The sequence below is a fragment of the Larkinella terrae genome (assembly GCF_009668025.1).
GTDB lineage: Bacteria > Bacteroidota > Bacteroidia > Cytophagales > Spirosomataceae > Larkinella > Larkinella terrae.
This window is the reverse complement of record NZ_WJXZ01000018.1, coordinates 1-20,907: the sequence shown is the minus strand read 5'-3', so window position 1 is coordinate 20,907 and position 20,907 is coordinate 1. Positions and strand designations below refer to the sequence as shown.

Genomic DNA, 20,907 nt, shown 5'->3' with positions numbered 1-20,907 from the left:
TCACTTTTTGACGTAGAAGTGGTGATTAAAGAGGGGCAAATCGTCCATTCCGGTAAGCCATAAATTCGGTTTATTTCAGCTCTTTTTGCTTCTCCGATTTCAGCAAATCCGCCAATTCAGCAATCACCTGCGGATTCTGTTCGGCCACGTTTCTGGTTTCACCCAGATCACTTTCTAAATTATACAACTGCGGTTGCGCGTTATTTCCTAGTTCGGTATTGGTGTTTTTTTGCACGGCAGGTCCGTTGCTCGGTTCAATGTATTTCCAGTTGCCTTTCACGACCGACAGCGTATTGTTCAGGGCTTGTTCGATGACATAATCCCGTCCTTTTTTGTCTTTTCCCAGCAGCGCGTCGAGGGTATTGAAGCTGTCGGTGGCATCGATCTTAGCCAGTTTCTGTCCCGTTAAAACCGCCAGTGATGCCAGCAAATCCACCTGACTCAGCAACGCATCGGAAGTTCCAGGCTTCACTTTTCCCGGCCACCGAACAATGAACGGTACCCGGGTTCCGGCATCGAATGCGCTGTATTTTCCCCCCCGCAACGGCCCCGCTGGTTTATGTCCACCCAATTTTGCCACGGCATCATCCTGGTAACCATCGTCCACAACGGGTCCGTTGTCGCTGCTGATCAGGATAATCGTGTTGTTTTTCAGACCAAGCCGCTCCACGGTTTTCATGACTTCACCCACACACCAGTCCAGTTGCAGAATGGCGTCACCCCGTGGACCCATTTCGCTTTTTCCCACAAAACGGGAATGCGGCATCCGGGGAACATGAATATCGTGCGTTGAAAAATAGAGAAAAAAGGGCTTTTTTTGATTGGTTTCGATAAACTGGTTTACTTTCCCGGTCAACACGTCGGCCATTTCTTCGTCGACCCAGCGCGCCGATTTTCCTCCGCTCATGTAACCGATCCGGCTAACACCGTTGATGATGGTTTGATCATGTCCGTGGGAATACTTCATTTTCAGCAATTCCGGATTGGCTTTCCCGGTCGGTTCGGTTCCGATCGGTTCGCCGTAACTCACCTGAACCGGATCGCCGGGGTTTAGGCCAACAATACGGTGGTTTTCGACATACACGCAGGGAACCCGGTCGCCCGTGGCCGGAAGCAGAAACGAATAATTGAAACCGATTTCCAGCGGCCCGGGTTTAATGTCAGCATTCCAGTCGGGACCGCCTTTTGGCCCTAACCCCAGGTGCCATTTGCCCACCACACCGGACTGGTACCCGGCTTTCTGGAGCATTCCGGGCAAGGTGATTCGATTGGTTGGAATCAGCAAAGCCGCGTCGCCGGGGGCAATTCCCGTCCCGGTTTTTCGCCAGGCATACTGTCCCGTCAGCATCGAATACCGGGACGGTGTGCAGGTCGCGGAGGTAGCATGCGCATTGGTAAACCGCAGCCCTTCGGCCGCAACCCGGTCGATGTTCGGTGTTTTTACCTTCGTAGCTCCGTAACAACTCAGATCGCCATATCCTAAATCATCCGCATAGATCAGAATAATGTTGGGTTTTTGCTGGGCCTGACTGTTTGGGGATAGAAAGGCTGCTGCACAGAAAAATAGCAATAGGAACGTATTTCTCATCGACTCAGGGAAGGGATTTCGGGGATTGTTGTCAATTAGCGGATTAATAACCGCGCTCAAAGTATGAATTTTCCGGGCTTAATTCAACCTTTTTTATCGCGTCTGCACCACTCCGGGTCATTCATTCGTCGTTTGGTCTTCCGCCTACCGGTTTTTACCGGTTAACAGAACGCGATGTAGTCATTTGAAACCCATTCACCGACAGATTTAGAATGTTTACCTACAAAATCAACCCGGATGCAACGAAACGATTCCTTTCGACGATATAGAAAGGAAACGGATTCAAATCCGTGAGTCCTGTTAATCAACCACCTATAGCAAAATGGAGCGTAAAGAATTTTTGAAACGAACTTTTTCGGCCCTGGGAATCGCGGCCATTTCACCGATGGTAGGCGCCTGTAATACCGACGATGCCGTTGTACCTGATTCAACGACCAGTACAGGAACGACGACCGGTACAACTTCCGGCAGTTGCACGACCACTTCGGACGAAACCGACGGCCCTTTCCCGACCAAAACTCCGGCTAGCCTGGTTGCGACGGACATTCGGTCCGATCGGCAGGGCACACAACTTACCGTTAAAATTACCGTTCAAAACAAAAACAACAGTTGCGGGGCATTATCGGGCGCCCTGGTCGACATCTGGCACTGCGATGCGGGCGGAAATTACTCCGAATACGGCGGCACCGGCATGCAGTCGACCAACTACCAGAGCGTCCACTTCCTGCGCGGTCGGCAGACGACCGACGCCAACGGACTGGTTACCTTCACCAGTATCTATCCCGGCTGGTACTCGGGTCGCGCGGTTCATATCCACGTTCACGTTTACAATTCGGCCGGCAAGTCGCTGAAAATTTCGCAGATTGCTTTTCCGGAAGACATCAGCAAGGTGGTTTTTGCGCAGGGAGTTTATGCCAGCCACGGCCAGGCCGACACCACCAATGCCCGGGATAATGTGTTCAGCGACGGCGTTACTACCAACCTGTCTACCATAACGGGAAGTACGTCAGCTGGTTATGTATTGACCTGGAACATGGTCGTTGAAGCGTAAGCGTTGGAACCAATGCGTAGTAAAGGCATTATCAAATTGTGTTATCGTAAAATCATCGATGCGTCGTCGCAGAAACCCTGGGATCAGATGGTGTTCAACGACACGCATCTTGAATTCTACATGCAGGCGCAGCGACTGGACCCGGAAAGTAAATACCCAACTTTCCGGCTTTTGCGGGAGAACCTCCCCCGCGCCGAGCAACTCCACTTCCTGACCAGCACGGCCGCGATTGGTTACATTCGACAACTCAATGATCAGGTCCCGGATGTGACCAACCAGTTTGGTAAATTATGCCTGCCCTTCAAGAACTTTAAGTTTGAAATTATCGACTCCCATATTCAGGATAAAAGTCAGCATAAAATCGCCATTTACTTTTACAGCGAACCACTAACCTGGCTCGACACCATTGGTACTAATCTGCTGATTGTGTATGGTGATCAAACGACACAACTGGCTGCGGGACAGGGACTTGAAACCGATCTAATTCCGCTGGTTCCGTTTTTAAGTATTTCACATATATCTTTTCCCGGGAAGGTCGAATAAAACGCAAAACCGATGAATATGCTTGCCCAAACGGAAGCCCAAATTTACCTTGCCGAACAACGGGGAATGACGCAAACCGCCGGTTTCCGCAGTTTTCACACGTTTAATTTTGGCAGTTACCAACACGATAGCCGCGGTTCGTTTGGCGGTCTGACGGTTTTTAATGACAACACTTTACTGGCGGGAAAAAACCACACCATCCAGGTTGAGGAGCCAACGGAAATTCTCCTGATCCCGGTCGTTGGCGGTATCGAACTGGTGGATGGACTCGGCGAAAGCGTTTTTCTGGGGTCCGGTGACGTATTTCACTTGACGGTTTTTGCGGATCAGGAATACCGGATCGGAAATCCGTATGATTCCGAAGCGGTTAATTATTTACAGATCGGCCTGAAGGTGAATCCATCGGCCGCCGATAGCACTTCCCATTTTCCGCTCACGACGTTTGATCTGGCGAATAAAAACCGGTTGATTCCGCTTTTTTCGTCACCTAATCACAATCGCCTAGGTTTCATCGGAAAATACGGCGGTCGGCAGTACGGTATTTATACGCTCAGCAATCCTCAAAACCGCCTGTTCGTTTTCGTGATCGAAGGCGCTTTTGAAGTTCAGGGGCGGCTTTTGCACCCCCGCGACGGCCTCGCCTTGTGGAATCTGGATGAGCTGGAGTTCGAAGCCCTTTCCAACGATGCTATTTTGCTGGTGATGGAAACGTGAATGGATTAATGATAAATGTAAAATGATGAACACCGAATGTAAAAGTGGTTGCGCCGATCCCAGCCTTTCACTTTTCCATTCGGTGTTCATCATTTTACATTCGGCATTCAAAATGCTCCTTCCGGAGCATTTTGAATCAGTTATTCTGGTATTTCAAAACCACCGCTGCCAGGGGCGGAATCGTCAGCACAACGGAAGCCGAACGTCCGTGCCACTCCTGCGGCTGTGAAACGATTGGTTCAGAATTTGTTAAACCGCTGCCAAAAAACGCCCGGTCATCGCTGTTGAACAGCTCAAGCCAGGTCCCGGAAACCGGTACGCCAATGCGGTAATCGGTACGGGGAACGGGCGTCATGTTCAGCACAACCACAATCTGTTCTTTCGTCCGGGTACCTTTCCGGGCGTAAACAATGGTGCTGTTTTCGCGGTCCATCGTGTCGATCCATTCAAACCCTTCGGCCACAAAACTCTGTTCATAAAGCGCCGGTTCGCTGCGATACAGGCGGTTTAGCGCTTTCATACATTCTTTCATGCCCTGGTGGGGCGCATAATCGAGCAGGTGCCAGTCGAGACTGCCGTCGAATTTCCACTCCGACGTTTGCCCGAATTCGCTGCCCATGAACAGCAGTTTAGTACCGGGATGCGTAAACATGTAGGTAAACAGCAACCGCAAATTCGCAAACCGCTGCCACTCGTCGCCCGGCATTTTGCTGATCAGCGACTTTTTGCCGTACACGACTTCATCGTGGGAAAAAGGCAACATGAAGTTCTCCGAAAACGCGTAGACCGTGCTGAAGGTCAGCTCGTCCTGGTGCCAGCGACGGTAATAGGAATCGCGCTGAAAATACCGCAGGGTATCGTTCATCCAGCCCATCATCCACTTCATGCCGAAGCCTAAACCGCCCGTATACGTAGGTCGCGTGACGCCCGGAAAAGCCGTCGATTCCTCGGCAATCATCTGGGCTTCGGGGAAATCCTTATAAACCGCTTCGTTCAGTTCCTTGAAAAGCGAAATCGCTTCCAGGTTTTCCCGGCCACCGAAAATATTGGGCTCCCATTCGCCGTGATTCCGCGAATAATCCAGGTACAACATCGACGCTACGGCATCGACCCGCAAGCCGTCGGCGTGGAAACGATCCAGCCAAAACAGCGCATTGCTGAGGAGAAACGCCCGGACCTCGTTGCGACCGTAGTTAAATATATAGCTTTTCCAGTCGGGATGATAACCTTTTCGCGGGTCCGGGTGCTCGTACAGGTGGGAGCCATCAAACTCGTACAACCCGTGGGCATCGTTGGGAAAATGCGAGGGCACCCAGTCGAGGTAAACACCAATGTTTTCCTGGTGCAGCCGTTCGATCATCTGCATGAAATCCTGGGGCGTCCCGAACCGGCTCGTCGGTGCAAAATAACCCGTGATCTGATAGCCCCAGGACGGATCGTAGGGGTGCTCCATGACGGGCATAAATTCGACGTGCGTGAAGCCCAGTTCCTTGATGTACGGCACCAGCGCATCGGCCACTTCGTTGTATGACAACTGCCGGGCGGGTTCCGAGGGATCGCGACGCCACGAATTCAGGTGAATTTCGTAGACGGAAATAGGTTTGTTGAGGGCATTGAATTTGCCCCGGTTCCGCATCCAGTAATCGTCTTTCCACTCATACCAGGTATCCCAAACCACGGATGCGGTTTTGGGGGGCGTTTCCCACCAGAGCGCAAATGGATCGCCCTTTTCGAGTTCGCGACCGTTCACGTGCGTGATGGCATATTTGTAAACTTCACCCCGTCCGATGTGCGGCACAAAACCTTCCCAGATTCCCGAACTGTCCCAGCGGACATTCAGCGGATGACTGCCTTTGTTCCAGCCGTTGAAATTCCCGATGACGGACACGTAGCGGGCCGACGGTGCCCAAACGGCAAAATAGGTACCCACAACGCCGTTTACTTCCACGACGTGCGAACCCAGTTTCTCGTACAGACGCGTGTGCTTTCCGGCACGGAACAGGTAAATATCAAATTCGGTAAGCCGACTGTAAGGCCCCGATTCAGGCGAGGATGTCGATTGCGCCGGTGCCGGAGCAGCCAGCTCAGTTTCCGGTTTTGGGTCAGAATTTTGGGGACTGGTTTTAGTCGTACGTTTCGCCATAGGAAAGCTATTTCGTTTAGCCCGTGAAATATAGGCATTTTTTTACCGAAGAATCAACCTGATTCGAGCCGGTTTTACTCTTCAAAAACTTCGCGCAGATCAATCTGTAATTCCGGAAAAATGGCCGGCGAAATCATATCGCTTTCATCGTAAGGATGTTGGCTGATAAACTGCCCCTGTTCGTTCAGGGTATAAACCAATACATTGTTGTACTCCGGCAGAACCACCCAGTATTCACGAACACCAGCTTCTTCGTAGGCGCTGAATTTTTCCTTCATTTCTTTTTTGGTGTTGCCTTTCGACAATACCTCAATCACCAGATCGGGCGCCCCAACGCAACCGGCATCGTCCAGCTTCGATCTGTCGCAAATGATGCACAAATCCGGCTGAACGACCGTGACAATGGACTCATTCGTGATTTTATTCGTTCGCGGCAGCCGAACATCGAAAGGAGCAATAAAAACCTGACACGGTTTTCCTTTCAGGTAATTACCAAACGGCAAAAAGAATTTTCCCACCAACTGCTGATGCCGACGACTCGGTGCGGGTGACATTTTCCAGATATAGCCCCGAATCAACTCCAGCCGCTCCTGCATTCGCCAGCTCAGGTAATCGGCGTAGGTGTATTGCCGCGTTAAATCCAACTGATCCAGACTGGTTATTTCCATACCACGATGCGTTTACCACAAACTTACTCTTTTTTCGACTGCAACAAGCCTACCTGCAGCAGCGGAAGTTCCGAATCCCGCGTTGGATCGGCAATTCGTATTTTTTCAATTTCCCGAATCACGTCCATGATTCCTTTCAGCGGAATCTTGACCCAGGCGGGTCGGTAGCTGATTTCGTAACCGAGTTCGTAAACCGCCTTTTCGAGCAGGTAAACCAGCAACAGGAAATTTACTTCGCTGTTGTTCTTAAACAGCGGATGTGGGCTCCCGATGGTTTCCAGGTATGCGTCGAGATACGTATCCCGAATCAATTTGAACCAGCGTTCGGAAACGCGTTGCAGGTGATCGGGCTCGATACCCGCCGTTTCGGTACTGCCAAACAACTTGGCAGAAACCGCGTAGTGGTACGACCGAATCATCCCGGCGACATCTTTCAGGGGCGAGTGCTTGATCTTCCGTTCGGCAATACTGCTTTCCGGTTCGCCTTCGAAATCAATGATAATGAAGTCTTTACCGGTTACCAGCACTTGCCCCAGGTGATAATCCCCGTGAATCCGGATCCGGAGCGATTCGAGCGGGCGGTTTCTGAAATCATCAACAAACTCATCGATCATTTCCTTCGCTTCCATAAAGACCCACGCCAGACGCTGCGCCAGCGGATCGAGCTTCACGTAATTGTCGATCAGCAGGTTATACCGGCGTTCCAACAGATTTTCAAACCGCTGAATGATGAACTCCCGGTACTCGTCGCTGAACGGTTCGGGCGCAAAAGCCGCTTCGTCCGGGTCAGAATTGTACAGCGCCAGGTGCATCTGCCCCGTTCGCCTGCCCAGCAATTCCACGCGCTCGAATACTTCTTCTTTTACCGAAAACAGGCGGTTCGGAACCGCATACAGAAAATCGTTAAGGTCATCGCCCGTCTGGTTCCAGCTATCGTGGCGGTTTTCAACCATCCGCTGCATCATGCCCAGCGTTACATCCGCCCCCGTTTCCTGCTCCCAGACCACACTTCCCGCGTAGGCCGGAATATGGTCAAAATTACTTTTCTCCGTCAGAAAACTCACCAGTTCCACTTCCGGATTCGTTTCCTGAAACAGTTTGCGGTAAAGTTTCAGAAAGTATTTTTCGCCCTGCGACGAAATGCCAAAAACCAGCGCCGAATTGCTCGAATCGACCGGAAGCACGCGACTGCTCACCTCGGCGTCAATGTCGTCAGCCGCCAGCCCGCGTCCCCGGTGAAACCGGAGTTGTCCGCTTTGCTGCGTCAGCGTTTCCTGATGGACCAGATTAAAATAAAGCGCCCGCCGAAACCGCTCATCGTAAATGGCATCGACGATCCGGCCCGGTTTTTGGTCGAACAAAGCCGTCGTCAGAATCCCTTTGGGCGGAATTTCCGGCTGAGCCCTTTCCACAAAAGACAGCGGGAGCAGGTAACTTTCAGTTTCCCCATCAGCGTAACCCACTTCAACAATCACCAGAAAAGCCTGGTCGCTGGTTTCCGCGTCAGCCCGATACGGAATTTCGTGTGCAAACTGAACCCGAAAGTAAGCTTGCTGGCGGGCTTTTCCGGCAAACCAGCGGCAGGAATTCAGGTAGGGCGGCAAAACCGTCGTTTCCAGCAACCGGATGGCGTCGTGATCCTGCATCAGATTCGCCCAGGATTGCTGACTGGTCAGGTTGGAAGCAGTTGAATCGAACATGTAATCAAGTGAGTTACAGGCAAAACAATCCTACCCGTAAGTATACAAAGTGATTAGACAAATAAGCCAATTTCTAGAATTATAAATTGATGAATCGGGCGCGCGGCTAGATTCCCACCAGGTAATCCGTTAAGGTTTTCCACTGGATTTTCTGGTAAAAAAGCCAGCCCGTTCCCGCAATCATCGTGTTAATCGCCGACCGATCGCCCGCTTCCGGGCTCTGGTTGTTGGCCCGTTCGTTTTCGCCAAGCTGACAGCCAAAAACCGTCAGCCCAACCAGCGAGACCCGAAACGTACTGGTGGAATCATCAGTAAAAAAGTGTTCCGTCGGGCCGTTTTTTTCCCTCGGATCGGCGCTGGGCCGGGCGATAAATCCCGCTTTCCGATCTTCATCTTCCACCTGGATGACCTGAACCCAGTTCGCCGGTGCGGGGCCGGGCAGCTCTACGCGGATGAAATCGCCCACTTCCGGACGACCCGCCGGTTTGGGATTTCCGATTTGATCGTGCAGAACGAAATCAGCCGTTATCGCCGACAGATCCGACCAGCGGTTGACATCGAACACTTTTTCCCGGGCCTTTTGAAAGGCTTGCAGAGCCGTGGGCTCGTCCCGGTAGGAGTTCTGGCTGCAATAAGCTTTATCGATTGCCTCCTCCCCTTTCAACAGGTCTACGCCGTGTTGAACTGCATCAACAATACCCTTGATTCTCATACGGTTATGGAGAAATATAGTAAAAAGAGAAATAGTAAAAACCCATTCCAACGTTCAGGCTGGAATGGGTTTTATGACCTTGAAAATCGAAAACCGGTGTTAATTTTCGGAACCGGTATCGCCGAAGGTGCGGCCATTGCTGCGTTTCTTCTTCGTTGCTGCATCGGCTTTCGGCCTCATTTTGGTCGAAACCTTACCGTCCGAATTGCTTGGGGCTCGCCCTTCCCGGTCGGCTTGTTTGCTGGACCGACCGAATTTGTTGGACAACTGGTTACTATCCGGACGCGATCCGCTGACTTCCCGGCTTACCTTGGCCCGCGCGCGGCCCGATTCAACCTCCGGCTGCTGCATTTTACCATTTTTACTCATGGCCGGATTGGCGGCATTGCCTTCCGAGCTGGTCGACTGAGCCTGAGTTTGCAGTGTGGTAACCATCATTCCTACCCAAACCACTGCCATTAGCGTTACCTTTTTCATACTTCTTTCCGTTAGATTAAACTTGATCTCTGGTTGTTTTCATTTTCCTGGCAGGGTGTGATGAATACTGCCAGCTCACCACTTGCCGCCGAATCCGTTCCCCGGACCTGCCCGGCAGCTTCCCCTCCAATTAGTAAACCCTCAAACCGGGCAACAGGAATTTAAAATTTATCCATCGGACTCGATCCGGTTTTGCCGGTTGGTAATCGGGTGAATCTCAAGCAATTTATAAAATGCCGTAGGTCTGTTAACTAAATTAAAAACCGGGTAGCGGGCCGGTTAAACGAATTATCATTATTCGTATCATTAATGAAGTTATATATTGTTACTTTTAATTCTGCTAACTTTTACTGCCTAAAAATCAACACATTTATATTATTTTCTTTTCGTTTGGGCATCAAAATCGGCAGTTAATTTGTTGCGCCCAGCAAATCAAACCGTTAATAAACAGACGGAGTCAAGGTGCATTTTCATTTGGCTGCGCGCTTAATCAGTAATTAAAAAACGAATTGTGACTTCACGTGTATGAGCATATCCCGCCTTAAATCAAACCCGAATCAAAATCGGAATCCCCGGATTCTGGTTATCGAAGACAACCTTGACCACCAGTTAATCATAGAAAATGCGATTCAACAGAGTTTCGTCGGTGTTGAGGCCGTTCTGGTAGCCACCGAACCGGAAGCCATTGACTACCTCGACAATACGGCCCTGACCGGAAACCGCCTTCCTCAACTGATCTTGCTGGATTTGTACCTGCCCGACCGGGAAGATGGCTGGAATTGCCTGAATGGAATTAAGAGTAGAAGCCCGGAAATCGGGCAGATTCCGGTTATCGTTTTTAGCAATTCGGCATATTCTGAAGATATTACCGAATCGTATAACCTGGGCGTTGCCTCGTACGTGGTGAAACCCGCCGATTTTACAGAATGGGTCGAGTACTTCCAGACCTTAAAGGAATACTGGTGGGAAACCGTCAGTCTGCCAAGCCACAAGTCGATGTACTAGCCAACCGCCAAAATCAGGCCGCCAATGGCCTGTTTATCGCCGAGGCACTGGGAGCCGCAGCCATCGTCAGCCAGTAGCGAAATGTTTTTTCCAGTACCTGAATAAACCGGGTCAGGTCCGACGGGTGAACGATGACAGAGTTAGCGCCGGATGCGTAGCCCTCCTGGGAAAGATCCTGGCTCCCGGCCGAACTCAAAACCAGCGTGGGAATGAACCGGTAGTCGCGACTTTCTTTGATCGACTTCAGCGTCAGCATACTCCGGGTTTCGCTACCGTCGAGAATGATCATGGCAGGCAAATCAGAACCCACCGCAGCGGGCAGGGCATTTTGCAGCCGGGTGCCGGTCTCGAATAACTCAATCCACCACTGAGGCCATTTTTCATGGATCAACTGCCGAACCAGTCCCGCTTTCATTTCATCCGCCATCACGATCCAGACGTGCTTGTAAGGCTGTTTCCGGTTATGGGTAGCTGGTTCAACTGAATCCGGAACCGGCTGAATGGTCTCCGGCTGGTCGCTGGCGGAAGCGGCCTGAAAAGAAGCTGGACTTTTCAGCATGGCAATCGTGATCGGGTCGACCACTTCGTGCCAACGCCGACGGCTGACGGGCAATTTTATCTCCCCTTTCAAGGTAATTGACCCCGCCATTTTGTGGCCCGGCGGTGCCTGAAGATCCGTCACATAATGCGGATTAATCATGGCGGTTTTATGAATCCGAAAAAAACCGGGCAACCGCTTTTCAAAATAACCGAGAGATTTGGCTAACAGCAATTTACGTCCATCGCAATAGTGCAACCACGTGTAATTACTGAATCCTTTCAAATGTGTAATCAGTGCGGGATATTGAATGGCTTGCTGAATCATGCGCTTCTCTACAGTATTTACCTTATTGTTTAATAACTCTAAAGCAATCAAGAGCGCACTGGCTAGTGAGGCAACGGTCCGCTACACCTCAATCTTCAGCAGGTGCATCGGCAAAAGGTACGGATCCAGCTCGACATAATTCCACTGACCTTTCCAGGTATAGTATGCACCGGTCAGCAGATCAAACACCGTATACTCCTGATCGTCAGCGATTCCCAGTTGCCAGGTAGGCACCTGGATCATGGCAGCCCGGCGGTTGTACGCGTCGGTATTGATTACCATCAGCAGGCGGTTATTGCCGGTCACTTTCAGGTACCCCATCAGCGCGTCGTCGTCGATGCGGCAAAACGTCAGGTTATTGGTGGTTTGCAGGGCCGGGTTTTCCCGCCGAAGGCGGTTGACGAGTCCAATCAGGTACGTCAGCCGGTTGGTGCGGTTCCAGTCCCAATGCCGGATTTCGTATTTTTCCGAGTCGATGTATTCTTCCTTGCCCGGAAACGGCAGGTGTTCCATCAATTCAAACGACGGCCCGTAGATGCCGTAATTGGAGGATAACGTGGCCGCCAGCAAATACCGGATCAGGAACTGCGGTTCATGACCCGATTGCAGAATGTAGGGGTTGATGTCGTGCGTAGTCGGCCAGAAATTCGGGCGGTAGTAGCTCTTCATTTCGGTCTGCGTCAGCTCGGTCATATATTCCTCCAGTTCGCGTTTGTTGTTGCGCCAGGTGAAATAAGTATACGACTGGGCAAAACCGCGCTTCGCCAGTTGCTGCATCACCTTCGGTTTGGTGAACGCTTCGGCCAGGAAAATCAGATCAGGGTAGACTTTCTTCACCTCCGAAATCAGCCACTCCCAGAACTGGAACGGTTTGGTATGCGGATTATCGACCCGGATAATCCGAACGCCCCACGACGCCCAGGTCAGCATTGTTTCCTTCATTTCGATCCAGAGACTCTGCCAGTCGTCGGTTTCGAAATAAACCGGGTAAATATCCTGGTATTTCTTGGGCGGATTTTCGGCGTACTGAATGGTTCCGTCGGGCCGTTTTTTAAACCATTCCGGGTGATCCTTGGCCCAGGGATGATCGGGTGAAACCTGAATCGCCAGATCCATCGCCACTTCCATCCCGTGGTTTTTGGCAATGGCAATCAGGTGTTTGAAATCGTCGAGCGTGCCCAGCTCGGGGTGAATGGCGGTGTGGCCGCCGAGTTCCGAACCAATTCCGTAAGGAACGCCGGGTTCGCCGGGTTCCGACATCACATTATTGTTCTTTCCTTTCCGGAATGCCTGGCCAATGGGATGAATCGGCGGCAGATACAGCACGTCAAAGCCCATCGCTTCGATGCGCGGCAGCAGTTTTTCAACATCCCGGAACGTGCCGTGCCGGCCCGGTTCCTGCGAGGCCGAACGGGGAAACAGGCAGTACCAGGTGCTAAAACCGGCCTTCGGACGATCGACATCGATAATCAGTTCACGCCCGAAGCGGCTGGCATGCTGCCGTTCGGGGTAGCGGTTGAGCAAGTCCGTAAACTGCTCGCTTTGGGCCACCCGGATCGCTTCGTTATACTGAATCTCATTGTATTCTTCCGCTCCTTCCCTGAACAGACCAGCCACCCACTCCAGCGTTGGTTTGTCGTCACCTTCGGCTTTTTCGGCCATGCCGTCGGCAAAAACCGCCCCGGCTTTCAACTCACTCGTAATGCGCTGACCGGCCGCCACTTTCAGACTCACTTCGTGCTGCCACGACGCGATATGATCCACCCAGGCTTCAAACGTGTACGAATAAAGACCCGGTTTTTCGACCGAAAAAGCCGCGCCCCAGCGGTCGTTATTGATAAAAACCATCGGCACCTCCGTCCAGTCCGGATCGTCGGCGTGTTTAACCAACAGCCGTGCGGCCAGTTTGTCGTGACCATCCAGAAAAATATCGGCTTCAACGGGAATGGTGTCGCCCGGAACGGCTTTGATCGGAAACCGCCCGCCGTCGAGTTCGGGCGTCACCCGCTCGATTACGACGCGGGTCCGGCCATCCACCGGTAAATTGGCAAGTTTATAAGCCGCAGCGGCCGATTTGGAGGTTTTAGTGCGAGTGGCCATAGTCAATCTCGAAATTTCGTGTTTAACCAACCGATATGCTTTTGCATACCTTCAGAATGTCATCCATCATCTCGTTGTAACCGCCCTTCGAAACAGGCTTCGACTTCACTAAAGTACCCCCCTGTTCCAGACAGGCAACGGCCAGTTCCTCCCCCACGTAGGTCGAGTAAATGACAACATTGATCGGGGAAAACCGCTCATCTGACCGAATGGCAACCAGCGTTTCCAGACCGGTCATTTTGGGCATATTCTGATCCAGAATAATAATATCCGGCAGCAGTTCGGGCAGTGAAATTCCGTCGAGGTACTCAATCACCTCAACGCCGGTTGTCAGGCTGGGCAGCAGTTCGATATCGGTTCGGTCACCTAAAAAGTCGGCAAAAAAATCCCGGTCGTCGCCGTCGTCTTCCGCCAGAAGTATTTTCTTTTTAGTGTGGGTCAGAGTCATTTCAGGACGGATTATTTTGCCTCAAAGGTAAGCTAATAATGAATGAAGACCCTACTCCTTCCCGACTCTGTACCTTAATTCGGCCATTGTGCTTGTCGATAATCCGCTTGGTTACCGCCAGCCCAATGCCTGAGCCTTCGTAAATATCTTTGGTATTCAGGCGCTGAAACAGCGAGAAAATTTTGTCAGCATACAGTTCATCAAAACCAATTCCGTTATCGGAAACGGTAATCGTACAAAACAGATCGTCGGCCTGACCGTTGGGATGACCCATGGCCGTGCAGTTAATTTCGATCACCGGCGGTTGATCGGCCTTACTGAATTTAAGGGCATTGCTGATCAGATTCTGAAAAACCTGCCGGATCTGCCCCGGATTGATTTCAATTTTGGGAAGTTTACCGACCAGCACCTGCGCTTTCTTGTCCTGAATCCGTAATTCAAAATCTTTTAGAACTTCGCTGACGATTTCATTCAAATCGGTCAGAATGTAGGTATCCTGGGGCGACGCCAGCCGCGAATAACTCAGAATGTCGATAATCATCGACCGCATTCGGTTCGACGAGTCGATGATTTTTTCCAGGTATTTGACGCTGTCGGCTGGCAGCTCGGCCAGGTGCCGGTCTTTCAGGATTTCCGAAAACATCTGGATTTTCCGCAGCGGTTCCTGCAAATCGTGGGACGCCACCGACGCAAACTGCTGCAGATCGTGGTTGCTGATTTCGAGGGCAACATTCATTTCTTCCAGCCGCTGGTTGTTGGATTTCAGCAACTTCTGGGTTTCTTTCTGGCTGGTCAGATCGGTAATGATCAGGCTCATCGCAATACCGCCGTCCAGTTCCAGCGTCGTCGCCGAAAGCTGACAAGGCACAAGGCCCTGAGTACTCAGAATGGACGTTTCCACTTTCCCGTTTTCGGTCCAGCCCAGTTCAAACAAGCGTTCGTATTCTTCGCTGCATTCGGGAGGAATAAACGTGGTAAAAGAAACCGCGATGACTTTTGAAAGCGGCAATCCGACCATCAATGCAAACCGCGAGTTGCAGTACAGAATCAGCCCTTCCTCGTTCAGCGTCACCGCGCCCTCATTCATGGTTTCGATAAAAACCCGGTAGGTCTGATCGGCGGTTTTCAGGCTGTAGAGTTCGTGGCCGTCTTTTCCCTGCACCACCAGGGCATCGACCTGGCCCGTCCGGATCGCGTGTATGGTTTCGGTAGCCTCCTCCAACTGAAGGAGCAAGGCTTCATTTTCCCGAACCAGTTGCTCATACGTTTTGGCCGTATTCATTCACTTTTTGTGGAAATACCCAGGCCTTTGAGCACCTTTGCCGTGTCCGACATATCGCCGATCAGCCTGCGCTGGGGCATGGGAAACTTTTTAATCAATAAAGGCAACGCAATAATTTGTTCACTTTCGGCCAGGTCCTTTTGCTGATATACATCGATGATTTCCAGGGAATACCGCCCCGGAATATAGCTTTCACAAATGTGCTTCAGGTTGGCGATGGCGCGAATGGAATTAATCGAAGCTCCGGTTACGAACAAACGCAGTTCGTAGGTCTTTCCGTTATTGTCATCAGACTCTAAATCCGAAAGTTTTGCGGGCTCGATCATTCTGCTTTCTTTGCCGGACGAATATTTAATCCTACCAATACTTTTTCTTCATTCGACAAATCGCCGATTATTTTCCGGATCGGCTCCGGCACTTTTTTTACCAGCGTCGGAATGGCCAGAATCTGGTCACCCTCCGCCAGTTGGGGCTCCACCAGCAAGTCAATTACTTCAATGACGTATTTTCCCTTCAAATGTTCTTCGCAGTAGCGTTTCAAATTCGTCAGAGCCGTAACGGATTTAGCGGTTTTTCCGGCTACATAAAGCCTTAACTCCCATTTTTCCTCTTTTGTTTCCATTTAGGTGCAGTGGATTTATAGTTTACGGTATACGGTTTTCAGTATCCGTGCAAAAACGCGCGTCGGCCCGGCGAAAACCGAATACCGTAAACCGACGATTATTCGTCGTGGCGGTTTCGTGTCAATTGTTCCCGGTTTTTCTCCATCACCTCTTTGCGCAACTCCTCTTCCACGTAGGTTCTATTCAACTCGTCCTGCATCGACTCAAACTCTTCTTTCAGGCTGGCAATCTTCGACTCCAGCACGAAACGTTTTCGCTCAATTTCGCGGTCTTTCCGGTTAATGGCGTTCTGGTGTAGAACGACACCGGTCTGTTCCTGCAACTGCTGGGCTTCCCGCGCCGAACCCGTCAACACCCCTTCCGGACCCAGGTAAACATCCACCAGATTGAGTCCTTCGTCGGTAATGACAAATTCGCGAACCTGGTTCGAATGCTTCATCCCACGCGATTTCATGATATACAAGCCCCGGTTTCGCTCGCCGTTCGACTCGATTTCGCGCACCAGCACCCAGGCGTCCACCAGCGACGAAACACCTTCATCGGTTTGTTCATTAACTATGGTATTGAGCGAAAGCGCCGTAAACATCACCGTGATCTGTCGCGATTGCAGAAAATCAATCAGCCGGATCAGCATCGACTTCACTTCACTCATCGAACCCACCGTAATCAGGTTGGTGATCGGATCAAGCGCAACCACCTGAGGATCATACAGCTCAACGGCTTTGTGAATCGACAGCAGGTGCATTTCCAGCCCATTGAGCGACGGCCGGGAAGCCTGAAATTGCAGCAAACCGCTGTCGACGTGCTGCTGCAGGTCGATTCCGATCGAGCGCATATTCCGGATAATCTGCTGCGGTGATTCTTCGTAGGCAAAGTAGATCGCCCGCTTTTTCTGGTTGCAGGCTTCATGAACAAAGCTGGCCGCAATACTGGTTTTTCCCGTACCGGCGGTTCCGGAAACCAGAATGCTGCTCCCCCGGAAAAACCCTTTGCCTTCGAGCATTTTGTCCATCGACGGAATGCCCGATGAAACCCGATCTGAGGTAACATCGTGCTCCAGCGTCAGCGAGGTGATCGGCAACACGGAAATTCCGGCTTCATCGATCAGGAAGGGATATTCGTTGGTGCCGTGGACCGTTCCCCGGTATTTGACGATGCGCAGAAGCCGGGTCGAAATCTGGTTCGCAACGCGGTGATCGAGCAGAATCACGCAGTCGGAAATGTATTCTTCCAGACCGTTGCGGGTTAACGTGCCTTCGCCTTTTTCGCCGGTGATGATCGTCGTGACCTTTTTTCCTTTCAGCCACTCAAAAAGCCGTCGGAGTTCGGCCCGCAAAATGCCCTGATCAAGCAGGCCGGAAAACAGGTTTTCGATGGTGTCGAGCACCACCCGTTTCGCCCCAATGCTATCAATGGCATAGCCCAGCCGGATAAACAGGCCATCCAGATCGTATTCACCGGTTTCCTCGATTTCGCTCCGGTCGATCCGGACGTAATCCATTTTGAGTAATTTATCCCGCTGAAGCTGCTCCAGATCGTACCCCAGCGAAACCACATTCAACGCCAATTCTTCCGATTTTTCCTCGAAGGACATAAAAACCCCCGGTTCGCCGTAGAGCAAGGCACCGTGAACCACAAATTCGATGGAAAACAAGGTTTTACCGCAGCCTGTTCCTCCGCAAATCAGCGTTGGTCGGCCTTTGGGTATTCCGCCACCGGTTATTTCATCTAATCCAGCAATTCCGGTAGGTGATTTTGGTAAGGAACCGGTGGGTGAGTCAGAATTATTTGAGGATTTCAAGCTCATTTATCGTTGCAATTTTTCAAAAACGTTTTGTGCAAAACTATCTGCAATATGTCTGGTTTTTTGGGCAAATCAAATCCAGACGCTCTTAAAACCGCTGATTGAGCCGGTTCGATTTATTCAAAAATACAACCGGAGTTCTTCGCTCCGTGTTTAAACCTCTTCATCACCTAAAGAAAAAGGATAGAAGCAAATGCTCCTATCCTTTACGGCATTATTTCACCTAAGTATGCATTGATTGAATTTTGACCATTGACGATCGACGATTGACCATCGACGATCTCAGCGCTCTCATCAATGGTCAATCGTCAAAATTCCCCCTTCACAAATACCGTGACGAGGCCGGGTGGAAGGTTTCCCACGAATGCAGGTATTCCTGGGAGGCCGGAATCCGGGCCAGTTTTTTGCCTTTTAACAAGCCTTCCGTACAGATCCCATTACGGTTCCAGCGTGACCCGGTTTCCTGATCCCGGAACGTATCGGTGGAGTCCGCCGAAAACCGCAGCGTCTGCCCATTCACTTTCCGGTTCCAGACGTGAAACGTCGCGCTGTCGGAGGCCACCATGAGCAGCAGCGGAGTTCCCGCCAGACTGTCGTTGGTGACTTTTTGTTTCAATAGCTGGCTCCAGTCATAGGCCCGGGCGGTTTTGTTCTGCTCGACCCCCACCACCCACGATTTGGGTTTCCAGGTCAGGCTGTCGCGCCCCGTCAGTTTGCGTTTGGTTTTGCCTCTTTCGTAGGGCTCCATATTCGCGTATTGCTCTTTGAACGTGGAATCGGGCTGTAGAACCAGCGTTTCAGGATGCAGTTCGGTCCAGGCTTTCAGGGTCATTTGTTCCGCCTGAAAACCGGGCAGATACTGGCCCTTCAGCGGTCCGGCAATGGCTTCTCCGTTGACCTGTCGCCACCAGCTACCGGTGGTTTTGTCTTCAAACATGGCGTTGAAATGGTCCATGCCCACCAGCCTGAATTCTTCTTTTTTATCGCCCACCAGTGGCCGGAACACCCGCCCCGTTCGGCAAACCGTACAGTATGTAATCATCACATGCTCTCCGCCCACCGTGTCCCGAACCTGGTGGTGGTAGCCGATGAACTGAATCGGATAGGCCCGCGCCTGCCCGTTGACCACCACTCCCAACACCACTTTATTCAGCGGAATTTTGCTGTTTTGCACATCCAGCATTACGGTTTCTTTAGGCTGGTAAAACATCTTTTCGGCTAAATACTGGAAGTTGAACAGGTAGAAAACCGTCCCGTAAACCGCCACCAGTACCAGCATCAACGCCTTCCGCCAAACGCGTTTCGGTTCAGTCAGCAGCCTGAAAGCCGGATAAGCGATCAGTAGCCAGCCCATCACCCGGATAATCCAGATATTCTGGTGAATCCAGTACGCAAAGTCGATTGTCTCGGCTTCCTGGCTACCCGGCATCGGCATAATGAAGTAAACTTTCGCGATCTCGGTCGCCGTCAACAGCAAAATTCCGATTACAAAAAGGAGTGTATTTCTCATTGTTTTAACGGTTTTCGGGTTACGCATTCCCTGTTTGGTGTTCGTTGTTCCCTTTTCATTATTCGATATTCAGTGTTCGCTATTCGTTTCATTTTTAAATATCGATTATTGAGAGACGTATAGAATTCAGATTTTCCCTTTCTTCGGTCTGCCCCCAACCCCCTGAAGGGGGCTCTGGGACGCCGATTAAAGTCTCCTTCAGGGGGTTGGGGGCAAAGTGGAAAAGGAAAATTTAGACAATCCCTGAATAACGAATAACGAACAGGGAGTGTCGGCCAACCATAACTACTTCGGCATATAATGATCATCGGCGGTATAGCCATACTCAGCAATTTTCGTCGCCCGAAATTTGTACAGTTCCGGATTTTCAGGCGCCCAGGTCGCTAGGCCATCGACGTAGCGATTGAACATGCAGAAGGCGGCCGCGATTAAAACCGTATCGTGAATGTCCTTGTCCGTTGCGCCCTGCTGCCGGGCTTCGTGAACCTGCTCGGGAGTGACCTCTTTTCCGCCTTTTTGCACGCTACCGGCTATCGCCAGCAGGGCTTTGAGTTTGGGCGTAATAGCTGTTAATCCGTAATTCTCCTTGACGGCTTTGACAAACTCTCCGTTTTCGTCGCCCCAGTAATAGCTGGCCACGGCACCGTGGATGGTCTGACAAAAAAAGCAATCGTTTTCGGAGGAAACGAAGGTCGCAATCAGCTCGCGTTCGGCGCGGCTCAGGCCCTCGTCAGTTTGCAACAGGGCGTTGGCCAGCGCGTTGAGTGGCCGGGCGGTTTCGGGGCTAAACGCCATCGGTCCGCGAATACCGGGTAATCCTTCAGGTAATTGAATATGAGGCATATATGGTAAAAATAAATATCGTTAACTGATTGAAAGTGAACCATATGTCCCTGACCGCAGAGCGGTCAGGGAATACCACTAACCTATTATGAACTATATCTTTTGGCAGAGGGCTTGGGGCACAGGGCAAAAATCAACTATTTAACCTTTGTCCCATGCCCAACGCCCTCTGCTGGCAAACTTGGCATGACGTAGCCAATTGTTCCCATGCGCTCGCCCATTGCTTCGTAAGCGGTTGGATCGGTCGGGGTTAGCGTGGCTAATCCATCGACGTAGCGATTGAACAGGCAGAAGGTAGCGGCAATCAAAACCGTATCATGAATGTCGCGGTCGGTGGCACCGGTGGCACGGGCTGCCGACACGAGTTCGTCCGAAACCGTGCGGGCGTCTTCCTGAACGTGTTTGGCGATGGTCAGCAGGGTTTTCAGTTTGTCGGAAATCGGGGCTGATTGGTAATCCTCGATCACCTGATCGACCAATTCCTTATCCTGCCCAAACAGAAACCGGGCGGCAGCCGCGTGGCTTCCGGCGCAGAAATTGCAATCGTTCAACGACGACACGAACGTGGCAATCAGCTCGCGCTCGGCTTCGCTCAACGGTGAATCGTTGCGCAGCAGCGCCTGCGCCAGTGCGTAGAGGTGCTGACCGGTGTCGGGGCGGTACATGACCAGACTGCGAATACCAAAAATACTCTCGGGAACTTGTATGTGTACCATAATTTTTGACGCCCTGACAGCGCCGGGCCGTCGTACGGTCGAAGACCCTGTCAGCGGCTAAAACGGTTTCTTAATTAAAAAATATTAACTATTTCAAGCCGCTGACAGGGTCTTC

Annotated in this window: 20 protein-coding genes; 4 read left to right on the top strand and 16 right to left on the bottom strand. The window is 51.3% G+C overall.

Going from position 1 to position 20,907, the window contains the following annotated elements:
• Nucleotides 1-70: 70 nt before the first annotated feature.
• A complete protein-coding gene (locus tag GJJ30_RS30850; RefSeq protein WP_154179098.1) occupies nucleotides 71-1,588 on the bottom strand; it encodes a sulfatase family protein in 1,518 nt (505 codons plus the stop codon).
• Nucleotides 1,589-1,910: 322 nt separating this feature from the next.
• On the opposite strand from GJJ30_RS30850, the gene GJJ30_RS30845 reads away from it, so the two are divergent.
• Genes GJJ30_RS30845 through GJJ30_RS30835 form a run of 3 tightly spaced genes read left to right on the top strand, consistent with a single transcriptional unit; the run spans nucleotide 1,911 to nucleotide 3,896 of the window.
• The gene (locus GJJ30_RS30845) at nucleotides 1,911-2,639 is read left to right on the top strand and encodes a dioxygenase family protein (RefSeq protein WP_154179097.1); all 729 of its coding nucleotides are present in this window, start codon (nucleotides 1,911-1,913) and stop codon (nucleotides 2,637-2,639) included.
• 12 nt (nucleotides 2,640-2,651) lie between these two features.
• The gene (locus tag GJJ30_RS30840; RefSeq protein WP_154179096.1) at nucleotides 2,652-3,182 is read left to right on the top strand and encodes a hypothetical protein; all 531 of its coding nucleotides are present in this window, start codon (nucleotides 2,652-2,654) and stop codon (nucleotides 3,180-3,182) included.
• 18 nt (nucleotides 3,183-3,200) lie between these two features.
• On the top strand, nucleotides 3,201-3,896 hold the full coding sequence (locus GJJ30_RS30835; RefSeq protein WP_154179095.1) for a pirin family protein: 696 nt from the start codon (nucleotides 3,201-3,203) through the stop codon (nucleotides 3,894-3,896).
• A gap of 136 nt (nucleotides 3,897-4,032) precedes the next feature.
• On the opposite strand, the gene glgB is transcribed toward GJJ30_RS30835, so the two are convergent.
• From glgB to GJJ30_RS30810, 5 genes are all read right to left on the bottom strand, one after another.
• Complete coding sequence (gene glgB, locus GJJ30_RS30830; protein ID WP_154179094.1) at nucleotides 4,033-6,039, bottom strand: 1,4-alpha-glucan branching protein GlgB; 2,007 nt, start codon at nucleotides 6,037-6,039, stop codon at nucleotides 4,033-4,035.
• Nucleotides 6,040-6,113: 74 nt separating this feature from the next.
• Nucleotides 6,114-6,707: a Uma2 family endonuclease gene (locus GJJ30_RS30825; RefSeq protein ID WP_154179093.1), complete on the bottom strand. Its 594-nt coding sequence runs from the start codon at nucleotides 6,705-6,707 to the stop codon at nucleotides 6,114-6,116.
• Nucleotides 6,708-6,730: 23 nt separating this feature from the next.
• Nucleotides 6,731-8,407: a putative maltokinase gene (locus tag GJJ30_RS30820; RefSeq protein ID WP_154179092.1), complete on the bottom strand. Its 1,677-nt coding sequence runs from the start codon at nucleotides 8,405-8,407 to the stop codon at nucleotides 6,731-6,733.
• A 106-nt stretch (nucleotides 8,408-8,513) separates the two neighbouring features.
• Nucleotides 8,514-9,119, bottom strand: coding sequence for a hypothetical protein (locus GJJ30_RS30815; protein WP_154179091.1), 606 nt, complete (start codon nucleotides 9,117-9,119; stop codon nucleotides 8,514-8,516).
• A gap of 99 nt (nucleotides 9,120-9,218) precedes the next feature.
• Complete coding sequence (locus GJJ30_RS30810; protein ID WP_154179090.1) at nucleotides 9,219-9,596, bottom strand: hypothetical protein; 378 nt, start codon at nucleotides 9,594-9,596, stop codon at nucleotides 9,219-9,221.
• 525 nt (nucleotides 9,597-10,121) lie between these two features.
• On the opposite strand from GJJ30_RS30810, the gene GJJ30_RS30805 reads away from it, so the two are divergent.
• Entirely contained in the window at nucleotides 10,122-10,601 is a 480-nt protein-coding gene (locus tag GJJ30_RS30805) for a response regulator (protein WP_154179089.1), read from the top strand.
• A 13-nt stretch (nucleotides 10,602-10,614) separates the two neighbouring features.
• Here GJJ30_RS30805 and GJJ30_RS30800 read toward each other — a convergent pair whose 3' ends face one another.
• From GJJ30_RS30800 to GJJ30_RS30755, 10 genes are all read right to left on the bottom strand, one after another.
• Nucleotides 10,615-11,466 (bottom strand): response regulator transcription factor, encoded by an 852-nt coding sequence (locus tag GJJ30_RS30800; RefSeq protein WP_154179088.1) that lies wholly within the window; start codon nucleotides 11,464-11,466, stop codon nucleotides 10,615-10,617.
• Between the two features lie 81 nt (nucleotides 11,467-11,547).
• Nucleotides 11,548-13,566, bottom strand: coding sequence for an alpha-1,4-glucan--maltose-1-phosphate maltosyltransferase (locus GJJ30_RS30795; RefSeq protein WP_154179087.1), 2,019 nt, complete (start codon nucleotides 13,564-13,566; stop codon nucleotides 11,548-11,550).
• A 22-nt stretch (nucleotides 13,567-13,588) separates the two neighbouring features.
• A complete protein-coding gene (locus GJJ30_RS30790; RefSeq protein ID WP_154179086.1) occupies nucleotides 13,589-14,014 on the bottom strand; it encodes a response regulator in 426 nt (141 codons plus the stop codon).
• A gap of 1 nt (nucleotide 14,015) precedes the next feature.
• Nucleotides 14,016-15,296: a sensor histidine kinase gene (locus GJJ30_RS30785; RefSeq protein WP_154179085.1), complete on the bottom strand. Its 1,281-nt coding sequence runs from the start codon at nucleotides 15,294-15,296 to the stop codon at nucleotides 14,016-14,018.
• Nucleotides 15,293-15,622: a circadian clock KaiB family protein gene (locus tag GJJ30_RS30780; protein ID WP_154179084.1), complete on the bottom strand. Its 330-nt coding sequence runs from the start codon at nucleotides 15,620-15,622 to the stop codon at nucleotides 15,293-15,295. Before GJJ30_RS30780 ends, GJJ30_RS30785 begins: the two co-directional genes overlap by 4 nt.
• Complete coding sequence (locus GJJ30_RS30775; protein ID WP_154179083.1) at nucleotides 15,619-15,918, bottom strand: circadian clock KaiB family protein; 300 nt, start codon at nucleotides 15,916-15,918, stop codon at nucleotides 15,619-15,621. Before GJJ30_RS30775 ends, GJJ30_RS30780 begins: the two co-directional genes overlap by 4 nt.
• Before the next feature lie 98 nt (nucleotides 15,919-16,016).
• Nucleotides 16,017-17,726 carry a circadian clock protein KaiC gene (gene kaiC, locus GJJ30_RS30770; RefSeq protein ID WP_154179082.1) on the bottom strand — a complete coding sequence of 570 codons (1,710 nt, stop codon included), beginning with the start codon at nucleotides 17,724-17,726 and terminating at the stop codon, nucleotides 16,017-16,019.
• A gap of 319 nt (nucleotides 17,727-18,045) precedes the next feature.
• A complete protein-coding gene (locus tag GJJ30_RS30765) occupies nucleotides 18,046-19,233 on the bottom strand; it encodes a DUF3179 domain-containing (seleno)protein (RefSeq protein WP_154179081.1) in 1,188 nt (395 codons plus the stop codon).
• A gap of 285 nt (nucleotides 19,234-19,518) precedes the next feature.
• Entirely contained in the window at nucleotides 19,519-20,076 is a 558-nt protein-coding gene (locus GJJ30_RS30760) for a carboxymuconolactone decarboxylase family protein (protein WP_154179080.1), read from the bottom strand.
• 137 nt (nucleotides 20,077-20,213) lie between these two features.
• A complete protein-coding gene (locus GJJ30_RS30755) occupies nucleotides 20,214-20,792 on the bottom strand; it encodes a carboxymuconolactone decarboxylase family protein (RefSeq protein ID WP_154179079.1) in 579 nt (192 codons plus the stop codon).
• Nucleotides 20,793-20,907 lie beyond the last annotated feature (115 nt).

What these genes read in the sequence shown, in the direction of transcription:
- GJJ30_RS30800 (WP_154179088.1), bottom strand. Translation starts at nt 11,466, where the DNA reads ATGATTCAGCAAGCCATTCAATATCCCGCACTGATTACACATTTGAAA.
- GJJ30_RS30775 (WP_154179083.1), bottom strand. Translation starts at nt 15,918, where the DNA reads ATGGAAACAAAAGAGGAAAAATGGGAGTTAAGGCTTTATGTAGCCGGA.
- GJJ30_RS30760 (WP_154179080.1), bottom strand. Translation starts at nt 20,076, where the DNA reads ATGCCTCATATTCAATTACCTGAAGGATTACCCGGTATTCGCGGACCG.
- GJJ30_RS30840 (WP_154179096.1), top strand. Translation starts at nt 2,652, where the DNA reads ATGCGTAGTAAAGGCATTATCAAATTGTGTTATCGTAAAATCATCGAT.
- GJJ30_RS30810 (WP_154179090.1), bottom strand. Translation starts at nt 9,596, where the DNA reads ATGAAAAAGGTAACGCTAATGGCAGTGGTTTGGGTAGGAATGATGGTT.
- GJJ30_RS30795 (WP_154179087.1), bottom strand. Translation starts at nt 13,566, where the DNA reads ATGGCCACTCGCACTAAAACCTCCAAATCGGCCGCTGCGGCTTATAAA.
- GJJ30_RS30825 (WP_154179093.1), bottom strand. Translation starts at nt 6,707, where the DNA reads ATGGAAATAACCAGTCTGGATCAGTTGGATTTAACGCGGCAATACACC.
- GJJ30_RS30815 (WP_154179091.1), bottom strand. Translation starts at nt 9,119, where the DNA reads ATGAGAATCAAGGGTATTGTTGATGCAGTTCAACACGGCGTAGACCTG.
- kaiC (WP_154179082.1), bottom strand. Translation starts at nt 17,726, where the DNA reads ATGAGCTTGAAATCCTCAAATAATTCTGACTCACCCACCGGTTCCTTA.
- GJJ30_RS30820 (WP_154179092.1), bottom strand. Translation starts at nt 8,407, where the DNA reads ATGTTCGATTCAACTGCTTCCAACCTGACCAGTCAGCAATCCTGGGCG.
- GJJ30_RS30805 (WP_154179089.1), top strand. Translation starts at nt 10,122, where the DNA reads ATGAGCATATCCCGCCTTAAATCAAACCCGAATCAAAATCGGAATCCC.
- GJJ30_RS30785 (WP_154179085.1), bottom strand. Translation starts at nt 15,296, where the DNA reads ATGAATACGGCCAAAACGTATGAGCAACTGGTTCGGGAAAATGAAGCC.
- glgB (WP_154179094.1), bottom strand. Translation starts at nt 6,039, where the DNA reads ATGGCGAAACGTACGACTAAAACCAGTCCCCAAAATTCTGACCCAAAA.
- GJJ30_RS30790 (WP_154179086.1), bottom strand. Translation starts at nt 14,014, where the DNA reads ATGACTCTGACCCACACTAAAAAGAAAATACTTCTGGCGGAAGACGAC.
- GJJ30_RS30845 (WP_154179097.1), top strand. Translation starts at nt 1,911, where the DNA reads ATGGAGCGTAAAGAATTTTTGAAACGAACTTTTTCGGCCCTGGGAATC.
- GJJ30_RS30850 (WP_154179098.1), bottom strand. Translation starts at nt 1,588, where the DNA reads ATGAGAAATACGTTCCTATTGCTATTTTTCTGTGCAGCAGCCTTTCTA.
- GJJ30_RS30780 (WP_154179084.1), bottom strand. Translation starts at nt 15,622, where the DNA reads ATGATCGAGCCCGCAAAACTTTCGGATTTAGAGTCTGATGACAATAAC.
- GJJ30_RS30765 (WP_154179081.1), bottom strand. Translation starts at nt 19,233, where the DNA reads ATGAGAAATACACTCCTTTTTGTAATCGGAATTTTGCTGTTGACGGCG.
- GJJ30_RS30755 (WP_154179079.1), bottom strand. Translation starts at nt 20,792, where the DNA reads ATGGTACACATACAAGTTCCCGAGAGTATTTTTGGTATTCGCAGTCTG.
- GJJ30_RS30835 (WP_154179095.1), top strand. Translation starts at nt 3,201, where the DNA reads ATGCTTGCCCAAACGGAAGCCCAAATTTACCTTGCCGAACAACGGGGA.